Origin of the sequence: Alteriqipengyuania abyssalis, assembly GCF_019857185.1 — a bacterium.
GTDB classification, from domain to species: Bacteria; Pseudomonadota; Alphaproteobacteria; order Sphingomonadales; family Sphingomonadaceae; genus Alteriqipengyuania; species Alteriqipengyuania abyssalis.
Map to the genome: position 1 here is coordinate 190102 of NZ_JAHWXP010000003.1, position 15755 is coordinate 205856.

At 65.7% G+C, this 15755-nt stretch carries 11 protein-coding genes and 1 tRNA gene; 4 read left to right on the forward strand and 8 right to left on the reverse strand.

What is annotated here, in order from left to right; all coding sequences use genetic code 11:
• Positions 1 to 17: 17 nt before the first annotated feature.
• Positions 18 to 92, forward strand: a tRNA-Val gene (locus KYN89_RS10805).
• Between the two features lie 264 nt (positions 93 to 356).
• Here the strand turns inward: KYN89_RS10805 and KYN89_RS10810 are convergent.
• Genes KYN89_RS10810 through KYN89_RS10835 form a run of 6 tightly spaced genes read right to left on the reverse strand, consistent with a single transcriptional unit; the run spans position 357 to position 7575 of the window.
• The gene (locus tag KYN89_RS10810) at positions 357 to 908 is read right to left on the reverse strand and encodes an OmpA family protein (RefSeq protein ID WP_222825085.1); all 552 of its coding nucleotides are present in this window, start codon (positions 906 to 908) and stop codon (positions 357 to 359) included.
• A gap of 3 nt (positions 909 to 911) precedes the next feature.
• Positions 912 to 1292 (reverse strand): hypothetical protein, encoded by a 381-nt coding sequence (locus tag KYN89_RS10815; RefSeq protein WP_222825086.1) that lies wholly within the window; start codon positions 1290 to 1292, stop codon positions 912 to 914.
• A gap of 52 nt (positions 1293 to 1344) precedes the next feature.
• Positions 1345 to 1959 carry a hypothetical protein gene (locus tag KYN89_RS10820; RefSeq protein WP_222825087.1) on the reverse strand — a complete coding sequence of 205 codons (615 nt, stop codon included), beginning with the start codon at positions 1957 to 1959 and terminating at the stop codon, positions 1345 to 1347.
• A 45-nt stretch (positions 1960 to 2004) separates the two neighbouring features.
• Entirely contained in the window at positions 2005 to 3366 is a 1362-nt protein-coding gene (locus KYN89_RS10825; RefSeq protein WP_222825088.1) for an efflux transporter outer membrane subunit, read from the reverse strand.
• On the reverse strand, positions 3363 to 6494 hold the full coding sequence (locus tag KYN89_RS10830; RefSeq protein ID WP_222825089.1) for an efflux RND transporter permease subunit: 3132 nt from the start codon (positions 6492 to 6494) through the stop codon (positions 3363 to 3365). Before KYN89_RS10830 ends, KYN89_RS10825 begins: the two co-directional genes overlap by 4 nt.
• Positions 6484 to 7575: an efflux RND transporter periplasmic adaptor subunit gene (locus tag KYN89_RS10835; protein ID WP_248285182.1), complete on the reverse strand. Its 1092-nt coding sequence runs from the start codon at positions 7573 to 7575 to the stop codon at positions 6484 to 6486. The genes KYN89_RS10830 and KYN89_RS10835 overlap by 11 nt, the downstream gene beginning before the upstream one ends.
• Positions 7576 to 7845: 270 nt before the next feature.
• On the opposite strand from KYN89_RS10835, the gene KYN89_RS10840 reads away from it, so the two are divergent.
• The gene (locus KYN89_RS10840; RefSeq protein WP_231680642.1) at positions 7846 to 8559 is read left to right on the forward strand and encodes a response regulator transcription factor; all 714 of its coding nucleotides are present in this window, start codon (positions 7846 to 7848) and stop codon (positions 8557 to 8559) included.
• A 105-nt stretch (positions 8560 to 8664) separates the two neighbouring features.
• On the opposite strand, the gene KYN89_RS10845 is transcribed toward KYN89_RS10840, so the two are convergent.
• Together KYN89_RS10845 and KYN89_RS10850 are read right to left on the reverse strand one after the other, a co-directional pair.
• On the reverse strand, positions 8665 to 11454 hold the full coding sequence (locus tag KYN89_RS10845) for a TonB-dependent receptor domain-containing protein (protein WP_222825527.1): 2790 nt from the start codon (positions 11452 to 11454) through the stop codon (positions 8665 to 8667).
• A gap of 134 nt (positions 11455 to 11588) precedes the next feature.
• Complete coding sequence (locus KYN89_RS10850; RefSeq protein ID WP_222825090.1) at positions 11589 to 13169, reverse strand: hypothetical protein; 1581 nt, start codon at positions 13167 to 13169, stop codon at positions 11589 to 11591.
• A gap of 316 nt (positions 13170 to 13485) precedes the next feature.
• Between KYN89_RS10850 and serS the strand changes: the two genes are divergently transcribed.
• Both serS and surE read left to right on the forward strand, forming a co-directional pair.
• Positions 13486 to 14769, forward strand: a complete 1284-nt coding sequence (serS, locus tag KYN89_RS10855; protein ID WP_222825091.1) for a serine--tRNA ligase — start codon at positions 13486 to 13488, stop codon at positions 14767 to 14769.
• Positions 14770 to 14886: 117 nt separating this feature from the next.
• Positions 14887 to 15648: a 5'/3'-nucleotidase SurE gene (gene surE / locus KYN89_RS10860; RefSeq protein WP_222825092.1), complete on the forward strand. Its 762-nt coding sequence runs from the start codon at positions 14887 to 14889 to the stop codon at positions 15646 to 15648.
• Positions 15649 to 15755 lie beyond the last annotated feature (107 nt).

Genomic DNA, 15755 nt, shown 5'->3' on the forward strand with positions numbered 1-15755 from the left:
GCCCCGAGGGGCCGTCCGGGCGCGTAGCTCAGTGGTAGAGCACACCCTTCACACGGGTGGGGTCGCAAGTTCAATCCTTGCCGCGCCCACCATCTTTTCGACGATTTACGCAGACCGCGAAGCTGGTCCGTGAAAAGGCGGGCAGGCATCTCCGGCCAAGCCCTGACGACTTTCTGCGTTTTTGACGAACCCGCTCAGCTTTCCGCCCTTTCCCAAAGCGCGATGGCGCCGTCATAGACTGCGCCAGTCGGTAGTTTGAGCGGTCTCTCCTCGTTCTCTGGCCCGGACTCAGCAACCAATTGGCCGACGCTCCGATACGAACTAGCAGCGCTCGGGAAAGGCCTTGGTTTGCGCCTCTACTCGACGCGGACCTTGCACCACGCCCGGATTCGAACCGCTCGATTCAGAGCTTCTTCCGAGCCGAACATTTGCGTCTCCCCTGCCCCACCGATAGTCCAGTCGTCGTCCGGATTTATGGCGAGCGATCGATGAACGTTCCTAGCGCGTCGGGTGGCAAGGGCATCGTTGATCTCTTCTCCCCCAACTATGCTGGAGTAACCGATCACGCTTGCGCGCCATAACTCGCACCGCTCCCGCATGGCGGCCACCTCACCGCGCACCCTTTCGATCTGATCCGGGTTCACCCGGTCTGACCCTCGATCGAACATTATTCGCCATTCGCCTCCAAGAAGGGAGCCCGTATCGATAACGGACATCCCGTTCGACGGCGGTCGCGGATTTGTCAGAAGACCTTCGATGGTTGCCTGTCTCTGCTCGACCGTGCGCTGCTGGGCGGCCACCTTGCGCAAGGATTCGACTTCGCCCGCCCGGATTCGCTCATTCCGACCCACCGACTCATTCGATCGGTAGGCGGCGATCAGGCCGCTGATCTTTTCGTCTATCGACACGACTTAGGCATCGAAACTGTTCGCGGCCACATCCACCATTGCGAGGAATGCGTTATCGAACTCTTCTTGAGATGCTTCGAATATCGCCCACTCGCGACACACCTTGACGGTGTTCAGAAGGGACAGAAGGTACTGATCTTTCGCCGACGAGTTCTTGAATTCCGCGCTGCGTAGCTGGAAGCCGAAACCGGCTCCCCGTCCGCCAACCGAGAAATCCTGCGAACTGGCGATCGTCTCCTCCAGACGATCGCACTCCGTTAGGCGAAGCTTCCCTTCCTCCTGCTGGAGCTCTGGCAGAGCGGCCAATTTGGTCTCGTACAGCGAGGGCGTATCGCAAGCCGCGCAAGACAGGCAGGCGGCAATGAGCGTGAAGAGCCGATACATTCTCGTCCTCCAACTGACAGATTGAGCGAGTCTGCGAAATTCGGTCGGGCCGCTACTCCCTGCCGCCGACATTGGAAATGTCGATATCTAGCGCAGGCTGCGTCTGCGTTGATTGCTGCGTTGATTGCGCTGCCAGAACGGCAGCATCCGCCGCTGCCTTCTGCACGCAGACCACCTGGTCGCGCGATACGCGCTGTTCGCGTCGTCCGGACGCGCGGCTCAACTGATCGCTCATGTGGCTTGTTATCGCTCGCCACATATAAAGCTGTCCGGTCCGCTCGCTTCTTCCGAGATACTGCACGAGCGCTCCCCGAACGCCTTGGAGGGAAACGAGCAGTTCCGGCTCTACCGCCCTCACGGACGCTCTTAGCATGCCCGCGCAGGCATCGATCCCGACAATGTTGGGAATGTCGACCGACGCGACGAGTTCGGTCAACACCACAGTATCGAAGTTATACTCGGGCAGCGCCGCGCTCACCTCGCTCGAGTTGAACGCCGCGCCTCTCTCCGCCGCCAAGATTTCGCTTCTGACGCGCTGTCGTTCGCTACGGTTCTCGATCTGCCAGACATTGGGATCGAACCAGTCCTGGATGAGGAATTCCAGCTCGATTCGCTTGTCCTCGAGATTCTGCAGTTTTACCGGATCGGCCGCCCATTCATCCCTCAAGTGGCAGAAGTAGCTGTCGATCGTGTCCAGATAGGGTCTCAGTGCCTAACGCAGCACACCATCCGGCGCGCCAATCGCCGCGTGGAACGATATGAAGGACGTTGCCAGCGCAGCCTCGCTGTCAATAAGCGACTGGCGGCTCGCGATCAGCTGGCGCTGGGCATCGAGCACGTCGAACAGGGTCGCAAGCCCTTCGCGGTAAAGCGCGTCCGACTGTTCCAGCGCGGCTTCGCTCTGCTCGATCGCCTCGCGCAGGGCGTCGATCCGCTGGCCGTTGGCGTCTAGGGCGACGAGCGCGTTCTCGACCTCGCCGAGCGCTTCGAGGAAGGTCAGGCGGTATTCGCCGAAGCGCGCGTCGGCCTCGGCCCGCGCCGCATCCACCTCGGCGCGCCTGCGGCCTCCGTCGAACAGCGGCAGATCGAGCGCGGCGCCGATGCTGGCGATGAATTCGTCGAGGATGCCGCCAATACTGCCGTCGCCCAGTGTCACGCTGGCTGGAATGGTCAGCGAGGGGCGCAGGTCCGCCTGCTCCGCCCCGACGATTGCCGAGGCGCGCAGCAGCGCTGCCTCGGCGGCGAGCACGTCGGCCCGCCGACGGAGCAGGTCCGCAGGCGTGCCCGCAGGCGGCCCGCCGGCATAATCGGGGATCGTCTGTTCGCCCGGGGCAGGCGGCGGGGTGAACAGCCCGGGTGACTGCCCCAGCAGGATCGCCAGACGGTTGGCGGCGCCCGCGCGGGCGATCTCGATCAGGCCGCGCCGCGCGCGCGTCTGCGCGAGGTCGGCTGCCGCGCGGCGCACATCGAGATTGGCGGCCAGCCCCGCCTCGAACCGCAGGGTCACAATCCTGAGCGTGCGTTCCTGCAACTCGGTCGATTGCGCCAGCAGCTCCAGCTGCGCGCCGGTGCGACGATATTCGATATATTGCGCGGCGATCGCAGCGGCGACCAGCCTGCGCTGATCGGCGAGGATATACTCCGCCTGCGCATAGTCGGCGGCGGCGGCGCGGATCTGCGCCGAGAGACGCCCCGAAATATCCGGATCGAACGTGCCCAGCAGGCCGATGCTTGCGGAATCGCTGTCCGAGGTGCCGATGCCGATCGCCGCATCCGCTGCGCCGTCGAGGCGCGGCAAGCGATCCGCACGCTCCGCCTGCAGCAGCGCATCCGCCGCGCGCAGCCGGTCGCGCGCGATCGCGATGTCGAGATTGGCGGCGAGGCCCTGCTCGACCAGATCGTCGAGCACAGAATCCCCGAACCCCTGCCACCAGGTCTCCGCCACCCCGCTGGGCGGGAGATCGCCCGCATAGGCCTGCGGCGCGATGACCGGACGATCGACCGGATAGGGATCGAGCGAGGCGCAGGCCGACAGCGCCGTGGTCGCCGACAGGAGGGCGAGACTGCGGATCATGCGGGCGCCACCGTCATGTCCTCGTCCAGAGAGTCGATCTCCTCGCGCAGCTTGGCGAGGTCGACGCTGCGCGGCTGCCCGAAACGGGCGATGGCGAGATAGAGCACCGGGGTCAGGAAAAGCGTGAAGACGCTGGCAATGCCGAGCCCGCCGAAGATCACCCAGCCGATCGACTGGCGTGCCTCGGCCCCTGCTCCGCTGGCAAGGATCAGGGGGAGTGCGCCGATTACCGTCGAGATCAGCGTCATGGTGATCGGACGCAGGCGGATCGCGGCCGCCTCCTCCACCGCTTCGCGCACGCCGCGGCCCTGATGGCGCAGCTGGTCGGCGAACTCGACGATCAGCACCCCGTTCTTGGCCATAAGACCGATCAGCATCACCAGCCCGATCTGCGAATAGATGTTGAGCGATACGCCCGACAGGAACAGCGCGAACACAGCTGCAGCCAGCGCGAAGGGCACGGTGAGCAGCACCACCAGCGCGCTCGTGAGGCTTTCGAACTGCGCGACCAGCACCAGGAACACGATGGCAAGGGCAAAGCCATAGGTTAGCGCCAGCGCGTTGGAGCTTTCCTCAAGGCTTTCCGCATCGCCCTGCAGCAGCATGTCGACATCCTCGGCCACTGTCTCCTCGGCCAGTCGCTCGATCTCGTCGACCGCGTCGCGCAGCGGCGTGCCCGCCGCGATGTCGGCATCGACCTCGATCGCACGGCGCTGTTCGGTCCGGTCGAGTTCGGCGGCAATCCCCTCTTCGACGATCGTGGTAAGCGCCGAAAGCGGCACCAGAGTATTGCCGCCCGCCGCACCGCCCGATCCGCGGACATAGAGATTGCGCAGGTCGTTGGGGTTGGTCACGCTGACCGCCTGCGCGGTAAGGAAGATCGGCACCGCCTGATCGCCTACGTTGAGATCGACCAGTTCTTCACCGCCCACCATCGCCCGCAACGTCTGCGAAAGATCGTCGAGATCGACGCCGAGGTCCGACGCGCGCTGACGGTCGATCAGGACGGACAGCTGCGGCTGGGTCGGCTGGTAGGAAATTTCCGCGTTCGAGAGGATGTCCGACTGCGTGTCGATCGCGGTCGCCAGCGCATCCGCACTTGCGTAAATCCGGTCGTACTCCGCGCCGGTCAGCGCAACCTCCAGCCCTTCGCCCCCGCCGCCGAAGCTGAGCGTACCTCGGCCGCGGGCGCTGGTGCGCGATCCGGGGATCTCCGCCAGCGGGCCATTCAATTCTTCCACGATCTCGGTCTGGCTGCGATCCCGCTCGCCCCAATCGGCCAGCTGCGCGGTCACGCGTACCCGGTTGGGATCGTAGCGGCCGACAATGGAAAAGGTGCTCTCGATCTCGCCACTGTCGAGATAGGGCTGGAGCACCTGTTCGATCTCGTCCAGCTCGCGGTCCATAAAGGCGAGGCCGACGCCGTCGGGGCCGGTCGCGTCGACCGTGACGACCCCGCGATCCTCGTCCGGCACCAGTTCGTTATCGAGCTGGGTGTAGAGGAACCCCGCGAGCCCCGCGATCAGCACCGAGCCGATGATCGTCGCACGCGGCGCGTCAAGCGCGCACTTCAACAGGCGGTCATAGCGCCCGGTGACGGCGGTGCCGAAGCGCGACAGGCGGCTCTTGCTCGCTTCATCGCCGTCCGCTTCATCACTGGTCAGATCGAACTTCGCGGCGAGCGCGGGCACCAGCGACAGCGCGACGAAGCTGGACAGGATCACCGCAACTGCCAGCACGAAGCCGAATTCACGGAACAGCCGCCCGGTCTCCGACGGCAGAAAGCTGATCGGCACGAAGACCGAGACGAGCACGGCGGTGGTCGCAACGACGGCAAAGAACACCTGCCGCGTACCGACGACCGCCGCCGCGCGCCTGCCCAGTCCCTTGTTCTGCAACCGCTGGCAGTTCTCCAGCACCACGATCGCGTCGTCGACGATCAGCCCCGTTGCCAGCACCAGTGCCAGCAGGGTCAGCAGGTTGATCGAGAAGCCCATCAGCCAGATGCCCGCGATCACGCCGACCAGCGCGACGGGAATGGTGGTGCTGGGGACCATCGTGGGCCGCCACGCGCGGAAGAAGATCAGCATGGTCGCAACCACCACGAGGATCGTAAAGCCGAGCGTGATCAGCACCTCGCGCACCGAGATGCGGATGAACTCGGCATCGTCGGATACGATCTGGACCTCAACGTCGTCGAACCGCCGGTTGACCCGTTCCACCGCCTGCCGGATCGAGTCCGAAATCTCGATCGTGTTGGAACTGGCCTGTCGCACCACGCCCAGCCCGATGATCGGCCGCCCGTCGAGGCGCACGAAGTTGCTGGCATTGGCGGGTGCCAAGTCCGCTTGCGCGACATCACCCACCCGCACGTTGCCGCTGACGATCACATTCTCGATCCGCTCCGGCTCGGTCGCGCTCGCATCGGCGCGCACGACGAGGCTCTGCGCGTCGGAGCGGAACGAGCCGACCGGCACATCGAACGGGGCATTCTCCAACGCATCGGCGACATCTGTCAGCGTCAGGCCGAAGCGGTTGAGGCGCAGCGGATCGACCGCGACGCGCATCTGCCGTTCGCGCGCGCCGAACGGATCGATGCTGGCTACGCCCTCCGCAGTCAGAAGTTCGGGAATGATGTCGTTGTCGACCAGCCGGGTCAGCTCCGCCTGGTCGTAGGCATCGCTCAGAACGGCGAGCGTCATGATCGGCTGCGCGTCCTGATCGGCCTTCACCACCGTTACCTGCTCGACCCGCTCGGGCAGGTCGCGCTGCGTCCGGCTGACCGCCTCGCGCACGTCGGTTGCCGCGGTGTCGAGGTCGACGCCGGGGTTGAACTCGACCCGGATGCGCGAATTGTTCTCCTCGCTCGACGAGCTGATCTGGCGCACGCCCGAAACGCGCGCGACCGCATCTTCGAGGATACTGGTGACCTCCGCATCCATCGTTTCCGGCGCGGCACCGGGCAGGCTGGCGGTGACCGAGACGATCGGCCGGTCGACATTGGGCAGCTCGCGAACCTCCACGCCGATCAGCGCGGCGATCCCCGCGATCACGATCAGCAGGTTGAGCACGCCGATCAGCAGCGGTCGCTTGACCGCCAGCATGGGCAGATCGAAGCTAGTCGCCATCGCCGCCGCGTACCGGGCGCTGCTCGACGCGGACATCCTGTTCGGTCTGGCGCGCCTGGCGGACGAGGCGAATGTCCTGCCCGTCGCGGACCTTCTGCACGCCTTCCACGATCACCCGGTCGTTGCGGGTAATCTGCCCGTCGACGAACACCCGGCCATCACGGCGCGAGGTGATGGTGACGGGCACGCGCACCGCCTTGCCATCACGAACGAGGAACAGGTGCGATCCCTCCCCGCCCCAGACGATCGCCTCTTCGGGCACGGCGGCGCGCATCGTGCCGCGCTGGGTGAACTGGACGCGGAAGCTCATGCCGGGGCGCAGCCTGTCATCGCGGTTGGGGATGGCGGTGCGCACGATGAAATCGCGGCTGTCCTGCGAAACGCGGTTGTCGGTCGCGACCACCTCTGCCTCGATTGTGCGTCCGGGTTCGGAGAATGGCGTCACCTCCACCGTGTCGCCTGGGCTCAGCTTCGCGAAGACCTCCTCTGGCGCGGAAAAATCGACATAGAGCGTGCCGCGCTGATCGATCTGCGTGATCGGCGTAGAGTCGTTGACGCGGTCACCCGCATCGACGTCGGTCAGCCCAACATGGCCGGAGAACGGCGCGCGCACCGTGCGGTCGGCCAGCGCCGTCTGTGCCTGCCGCAATTGCACCCGCGCGGCGGCAAGCGCGGTCTCACCCGCTTCGATCTGGCTCTCGGAAATCGCCCCTGTATCCTCGATCCGGCGATAGCGGCCCAGCAGCTGGCTCGCCTCGCGCACCGAGACCTGCGCCGCTTCGACATCCAGCCGTTCCGCCCGGTCGTCCAGCTGCAGCAGCGGCGTGCCTTGCCGCACGTAGTCGCCGGCGCTGAACAGCACGCGGGTGACGCGGCCTGCGGTCTCAGGAAAAAGCTCGGCAGAAGTTGCCGCGCGGGCCGTGCCGATGGCTTCCACCTGCGACATCTCGGGAACAAAGCGCACCTCCTGCGCAACGACCGGCACTTCCTCGGCCGTTCGCTCGTCCTCCGCACCGGCGCAGGCAGCGAGCAGCAGGCCGATGCTGACGAGCACGAATATTCTGAGATCAAGCCGGGGCATCGCCTTCCTGTCTATGGGAGTAGGTGTGTCGGCGAAAGGCTTTTCGGGTTCGCTGCCCTGCTTCCAACGCCGGACACGGCACAGGGTGCGAAAGAGCCGATTCGAAACGGCTCGAATTGAACGTGGTTCTTTGCGCCCGGTTGGTAAGCACGTTCCGGCGCCCTTGCCGCGCTGCCCGCAAGCTTGCAGATGTGGCGGGTCGCGATCGCTCGCGAAGATCGATCGGCTCCTTTTCGCACGGGTCTGAAACCGTCACGAACCGGTCACACGATGACGGCACGGCTGCGCGGCAAAGAGGTCGATCCAGCCATGCGCAAGGTCAATATCCTGCTGACCGGGGAACTGCCCGGCCCCAGCCCGCAGAGCGCGGCGGGGGAGATGTTCGATTTCCAGAAGATCGGCCCCGGCGGCCCGTCCGCGCTGGTCGACGGGCCGACCTGGATATTTGTCGACTGGATCATGCCCGAAATCTCCGGGCTGGAAATGGTCCGCCGCCTGCGCGCCGACGATCGGCTGGCCGATGCCCACATCACCATCGTGCTGGAGCAGGACGACGACGAGGATCGCCGTCGCGCGATCAAGGCGGGTGCGGATGATTACGTGGTCGGCCCGCTCGATCGCAACGGCGTGCTCGACCGCATCCTGACGCTTCAGTCGCAGCATGGAATCCAGCGCTCGCCGCCGCGCAAGCGGGTCGGCCTGCTCGAAGTCGTTCCCGCCGCGCAGCAGGCGCGGTGGGATGGCACGCCGCTGAAGCTGAGCCCGAACGAGTTCCGCCTGCTGCGCTTCCTCGTCGAACATCGCGACGAGGTACTCTCGCGCCAACGGATCATCGAAGGGCTCGGCAAGCTGGAGCCGCCGATCGACGAACGCACGGTCGATGTGTGGATCGGGCGGCTGCGGCGGGCATTCCGGGCAGCGGATGGGCCAGAGGCGATCCGCACGGTGCGCAAGCAGGGCTACGCCTTCGATCTGGAAGGCTGAGGCCGGATCGTCGCAGGGCCGCCCGCTTTCACTCCAGCACTTGAAAAGAAAAGGCCCGCGGGATCACCGCGGGCCTTTCCAGTCCTGATGCGTGGGGGAGGCGCGTCAGAACTCGGCGGACAGCGACAGCGCGAAGCTCTGGCCGACCTCATAGCTGTTCACATCGACCCGGCCGCTGTCATTGGCGACGTATTCGTAATTGTCCGTCCCCGTGAGGTTGCGGGCCTCGAACTTCAGTTCCAGCGGCACGCCGCCCAGCTCGACGCCCTGCCGGATCACGAGGTCGAGCCTGGCGCCCGGCTTCTCGATCACGTCGGGCAGGCCGCCCGCGTTCTGGCCGAGACGGCTGGTCACGCGCTCGCTGGCGTAGGAGAACAGCAGCGTCACCTGGCTCAGCCGGTCGATATCCTCGAACCCGACCTGGATATTGGCAAGGTGATCGGACTGGCCTGTCAGCGGATCGCCATCGCGGAACAGCGAGGTCGCATCGCGCGGGCTCGCCCCTACACCGGTGATGAAGATGAAGGTCTGGTCGCCCGGTTGCACCTGGATCTGCGACTGGGTGTAGGTGTAGTTCGCGATCAGCAGCGCGCGCTTGCTCTCGAAGAAGCCACCCAGATCGTAGAGGTCGTAGTTCCACACCAGCTCGGCCTCGGCCCCGTAGAGCTCTGCCTTGGGAGCGTTGGCGAAACTGGTCGACTGCGAGTTGTCGGTGAACTGTGAGAACGCCTCGATCGGGTTGTCGATCGACTTGTAGAAGCCCGCCAGCGAGACGCGGCTGCCCTGCCCGAAATAGTATTCGCCGCGCACTTCGGCGTTGAACAGCGTGCTGTCCTGCAAGGCCGGGTTACCCACGAAGGAGCGCAGGCTTTCCGGATCGGTATATTCCTGCAGCAGCAGTTCGCGGAACTGGGGACGGGCGATCGTTTTCGATGCGCTCGCACGCAGCTGCAGCCCGTTGTCGAACTGGTAGGTGATCGTGGCCGAAGGCAGCCAGTAGCCGTTCTCGATCGCGGTCACCGCGCCCAGATTGGGCTGGTTGGTGAAGACCTGCGCCGGGGCGACGGTCTGCTTGCCGTCTTCGTAGCGCACGCCCGCATCGATGGTCAGCCCGTCGACCGGCGTCAGATTGCCCTTCAGGTAGCCGGCAATCACTTTCAGCTGAGCGTCGAACGCAGGCGTATCCTCGGTCAGCTCACGCAGGTCCACCGGAGCCGACACGCCCGGCGCGGCGAAGCCGGGCACGTTCGAGGCCTCGATGATCGCGGGTGCGATCAGCAGGTCCGGGCGCAGCAAGGCGATGCCGTTGGGGAAGTTGCTCGGCGCGGTGAACTGGAACGCGCGGCGTTCCGAATAGCGCTGCGTATCGGTGTAGGCGGCGCCGGCGGTCAGCGACAGCACGTCGGGCATCACCGGCACGGTCAGATCGCCGCCGCCATAATAGACCTTCTCGGTCAGATCGGAGAAGGCGACGGCCGCCTGTCCGCCGGGCAGGTTGTTGTCGAGCGGGTTGACGAAGTAATCGCCGTAGGGATCGTTCGGATTGTTGGTCCGCACGTAATCGAAGCGATATTCGTACGGGCTCTCGCGATCAGTCTGGGCATAGCCGCCGCGCAGGTCGAGCGAGATGTCGTTGCCGAGCTGGAATTCGCCGACCACCTGCGAGTCGAACAGCTGGCGTTCGAACCAGCCGTTCTGCTGGATCAGCTTGTCGAACCCGTCATCGCCCGAACCGACGATGATCCGCCCCTGGCTGAGCGACGCCTGCTTGAGAACGTCGCGGATGAACACATTGGTCCAGCGAATCTTCTGATCGCCATACTCGAGCCCGAAGCCGAGCAGCCCGTTCAGCAGGATGCGGTTGTCGGTGACGAAGCGGCGGAAGTCGTCGGCCGGGGTAACGGTTTCCTGACGCACCGGCGTCTGGCTGAGGACGTTGCGGTTGCGCAGCGAGTTGCTCAGGTTGGCGGTGGCGATGATGCCCAGCTCCGCGTCGTCGCCGACGAAGAAGCTGGTTCCGCCGGTAAGGCCGCCCGACATGTTGGGGCGCAGCTTGTCGGCCTTCTGGAGCACGATCAGGTTGGGCACGGAGAGCGTGCTGGCGATCGCCTGGCGCTGTTCCAGCGGCAGCTCTTCAAGCTCGACCGTTCCGTCGAGATAGGCCTGCAATGCAGGCTGCGGGTCGCGGCGACCACTCGCGAACCCGTACCAGTCCATGTCGCTGCCGTAGTACAGCAACCCATTCTCGAAGGTGGTTTCGGTATCGCCGCTGACACCGAGGCTGACCTTGAGGAAACTTTCGTCTGGGATCGCCTGCGTGGTCAGGTTGATCACGCCGCCACCGAATTCGCCGGGGAAGTTGGCCGAGTAGGTCTTCTGGACCAGCGAGGAGGCGACGATGTCGGTCGGAAAGATGTCGAGCGGGACGACGCGGCTCAGCGGCTCGGGCGACGGCAGCGGAAGGCCGTTGAGCAGCGCGAGCGAATAGCGATCCCCAAGGCCGCGCACGAAGACGCGACCATTGCCGGTGTTGGACAGGCCGGTGACGCGGCTCAGCGCGCCGGCGATATCGCCTTCGCCCGTACGCGCGATGTCTTCGGTGCTCAGCACCGAGACGACCTGGCTGGAGCCGCGCGTGATGTCGCGCGGGCCTCGACGGCCGGTTACCGTGATGACATTGCCGCCGGGAACCGAGACGTCGATGTCGCCCTCGTCCTGCTGGGCGGCATCGTTTTCGTCGGGGTTGATGGGCTCCTCAGCGGGCGTCTCGACCGCGGGCTGTGCCGCCGCGTTGCTGGTCTGGGCCGTACCCGTGTCTTGAGCGAATGCGACACCCGGGAAGGTGAGCGCGGTGGAGAGCAATAGCAGCCCTGCCAACTGCTTGCCGGTGGACATGGTATGAGACCCCCTCATGCTAAGGTCTTGAAAAACTGGTGCACCCGGGCCGCAATGGCCGGGGCGTCATCGAAAAATCGAGCAGGGGAGGAGCCCGGCGCACCCGCGCCCGGCCCCTCCCCCTGTCGGCTCGATCAGATCTGCGGAAGCGTGTCGCAGCTGCCGGTGTTGTTCAGACCCAGCGTCACCGTCGCCGAGTTACAGGTCCAGCCTTCGGCCCAGTTCGCCGCTTCGCTCGGCACGGCGCCGATGTAGGTGCGGCCGGTCGGGAAGAAGCTCGACACGGCGTTCGCATCGAAGATCGGGTTGTAGGTGTTTTCCGCGCTGCCGTTGATGAACGGAGCACCGGTGGTGATCCCGGTCAGGCGGGCAAGCGTGTTGGTGAACGCCTTGGTGTTGGCCGCGCCCGCATCGAAGCGCGCTTCGACCTGCGCCGCGGTCGAGCCGCTGCCGCCACGGAAGTTGGTCGCGCACTGCAGCGCCACCGAGTTGAACACGACCGGGCCGGATTCGTCGTTGGCACCCGCGGCGCGATCCACCGAAACGCCCTGCACGTTGATGCAGCCGTTATTGGTGCCCAGGCGATCCCAGACGAGCGAGTTGAACAGCGAGAAGTCCGAGCTGCCGCGGATGCGGATGCCGCGGTCGCCGATGCTGCTCTGGGCGATCATGGTGGCGTTGTTCACGCGCACGTTGGTGCGCGGCGAAGCTTCTTCGTTACCGTCCGAATCCTGTTCGATGACGGTGTCCGAGGCGGCCGGACGCTGCACGATCAGAACCTGGTCGAACAGGCCCTTGAGGCCGGTATCGGTGTCGAGCGAGTCGTCTTCCGCACCGATGATGGCGAGCTGCGATGCGCGCACGGCGCCGCCGAAGAATTCAGCGCCGTCGTCCGAGCTGTTGTAGCTCTGGATGTGGTTGATGACCGTGCCCGAGCCGACGCCGCCGGTGGTCAGCGACTGGAGTTCGTCACCATTCGACAGCGCGAAGCCGGAGAACCGGATCTGGATGTAGCTGAGCGTGCCCGAGCTGTCGTTGCTCTGCGCACCGCCGTACAGGATCTGGTTGGTCGCGCCTTCGACGCGGCGTTCGCAGGTACCCGCCGCTTCCGAACCGACGAAGCAGTCGACCACCGGCGCGCGGCCCGACAGGATGATCCCGCCCCACTGGCCCGAGGTGTCGGTGCTGGTGCTGCCTTCAACGTTCTGGCGGCTGGTGAAGATGATCGGCTTGGCTGCCGTGCCGACCGCGTTCAGCTTGTTGCCGCGATTGACGTTGAGGAAGTCGTTACCCGACGCGAAGATGATCACGCCCGGTTCGATGTCGAGCGTCACGGCGGTGTTGGTCGAGCCGAAGCCCTGGTCGACGCCGACGTCGGTCTGGCCGTTGAGTTCGTAGAGCGTGCCGGCGACGCGCGGCAGGGTCGACGATGCCGTGAAGCTCTCGGGCAGGCGGCAACGGCGATAGGTGCCGGTCGGGCCGGAGATCGTGCCGAGGTCGAGCAGCTGAGTCGGGTTGGCGATCTGCGGACAGCTGGCCGCCGGGGTCGCCAGCGTGCTGGTCGGCGTGGGAGCCGGTGCCGGGGCCGGCGTGGGGGCCGGGTTGTTGATCGTCACATTGCCGCCCGTGCCGGGCGAGACGATTTCATCGGCACCACAGCCGGCAAGAGCCAGCGCGCTACAACCGATTACGAGCGAGCGATGGAGATTTTTCACAGCGAGCGGTCCCCTCAAAAAACCGAAGATTCGAAAATGCGGACGCGAATAGTGATCGCGAGAGGGGCGCTAGAGACGCGACGTGACACTTTCGGGGAGCATTTGTGACCGTTCGGTTTCAAGAGCGTATACGCGTCACCCTGGGCCATTTCTGTCACAGTTTCGATCGGCTGAGCGCACCCGAGCGCCCTGATCTGCCCGGCAGCGGTCGGCCGATGCAGTACCCGACTGCCGAATCGCTCCGCTGCCCTCAAGCAGCGATCGCGCACCAACTTGATACTGGCCAAGCGCGGTCAGGCTCGTATAGGCGCGAGCCATGCACGACATCGCCACCATCCGCTGCGAACCCGAAGCTTTCGACGCCGCGCTCGCCCGTCGCGGGGCAGAGCCGGTCACCGCGCGCCTGCTCGACCTCGACACCCGCCGCCGCGCCGTCCTGACCGAATTGCAGGACGCGCAGAACCGCCGCAACGCCGCCTCCAAGGCGATCGGCCAGGCGATGGGCAGCGGCAATACCGAGGAAGCCGACCGGCTGAAGGCCGAGGTGACCGAGCTCAAGGCGACCACCCTGCCCCGGCTGGAGGAAGACGCGCGCGTGCTCGGCGCCGAGATGGACGACATGCTCGCTGCGATCCCCAACCTCCCCGCCGACGACGTGCCCGAGGGCGCGGGCGAGGAAGAGAATGTCGAGCTGTCGATCTGGGGCGAAAAGCGCGAATTCGACTTCGAGCCGCGCGAACATGCCGATATCGGCCCGATGCTGGGCCTCGATTTCGAAATCGGGGCCAATATCGCCGGCGCACGCTTCACCTTCCTGCGCGGCGGCATCGCCCGGCTGCACCGCGCGCTCGGCCAGTTCATGCTCGACCGGCAGACGACCGAGAACGGCTATCTGGAATGCAACCCGCCGCTGCTGGTGCGCGACGAAGCGGTGTTCGGCACGGGGCAATTGCCCAAGTTCGCCGACGACCTGTTCCACACCACCGACGGCCGCTGGCTGATCCCCACCGCCGAGGTCAGCCTGACCAATGCGGTGCGCGGGCATATCATCGAGGAAGCGCATCTGCCGCTGCGGATGACCGCGCTGACCCCATGCTTCCGTTCCGAAGCGGGCGCGGCGGGCAAGGATACGCGCGGCTTCATCCGCCAGCACCAGTTCGAAAAGGTCGAGCTGGTCAGCATCGTGCGCCCCGAGGACAGCGAGGCCGAGCATGAGCGGATGACGCAGTGTGCCGAAGGCGTGCTGCAGGCGCTCGGCCTGCCCTATCGCAAGATGCTGCTGTGCACCGGCGACATGGGCTTCGGCGCGCGCAAGACCTACGATCTGGAAGTCTGGCTGCCCGGCCAGGGTGCCTATCGCGAGATTTCCAGCTGCTCCAACGTGGGCGATTTCCAGGCCCGCCGGATGAGCGCGCGCTACCGCCCGGAAAGCGGCGACAAGAAGACCGAGTTCGTCCACACGCTCAACGGATCGGGCCTCGCCGTGGGCCGCACGCTGGTGGCGGTGCTGGAGAACTACCAGAACGAAGACGGCAGCGTCGACGTGCCCGAAGCGCTGCATCCCTACATGGGCGGTCTGACGCGGATCAGCCCGGAGTAACTAAACTTCTCCTCCCCCTTTAAAGGGGGAGGTCGGGTGGGGGTGGTGCACCCGCCGCTGCCCGTTCCACCCCCACCCCCAGCCCCTCCCCCATGGGAGGGGAGAAAGTGGACGAGAATGAAAATCCTCCTCACCAACGACGATGGCATCCACGCCCCCGGCCTCGAAGTGCTGGAGGAGATCGCCCGCGCCTTCTCCGACGACATCTGGATCTGCGCCCCGGATGAAGAGCAGTCGGGGATGGGCCACGCGCTCACGCTGACCCGCCCCGTCCGCCTGCGAAAGCACGGCGAACGGCGCTTCTCCGTCACCGGCACGCCGACCGACGCGGTCACCATGGGTCTGCGGCAGGTGATGGACGGCCCGCCCGATGTGATCCTCTCCGGCGTCAATCGCGGGGCGAACCTGGCCGACGACATCACCTATTCGGGGACCGTGTCCGCCGCGATCGAGGGTGCGCTGGCAGGCATCCGTTCGATCGCGCTGAGTCAGGTGACCAACAAGGAAGGCGCGGCGACCGACGACACGTTCGAAGCCGCGCGCGCCTGGGGCGAGAAGGTGATGGGTCCGCTGCTCGACACGCCGCTGCCCAAGCGCACGCTGGTCAACGTCAATTTCCCCGCCCTGCCCGCCGATCGAATCCGGGGCATCCGCGCGGTGCGTCAGGGCTTCCACGACTATTCGCGCGGCACCGTGGTCGAAGGGCGCGACCCGCGCGGGTTCAAATATTACTGGTTCGGCCTGCAGGCGATCGAGCACACGCTGGACCACGGCACCGATCTGGAAGCGATCAACGAAGGCTTCGTCTCGGTCACCCCGCTGCAACTCGATCTGACGCACCACGCCTCGCTCGGCGAGCTGGGCGAGCGTTACGGCTGACAGGATCGGTTGCCGCGCGTGCCCGACGTGTCTAGTCCGGCAGTGCGGATGGGAGAGGACCGACCTTGAGCAGGAAGCCAGAAAAACGGGGCCGACAGCAAGTCGAA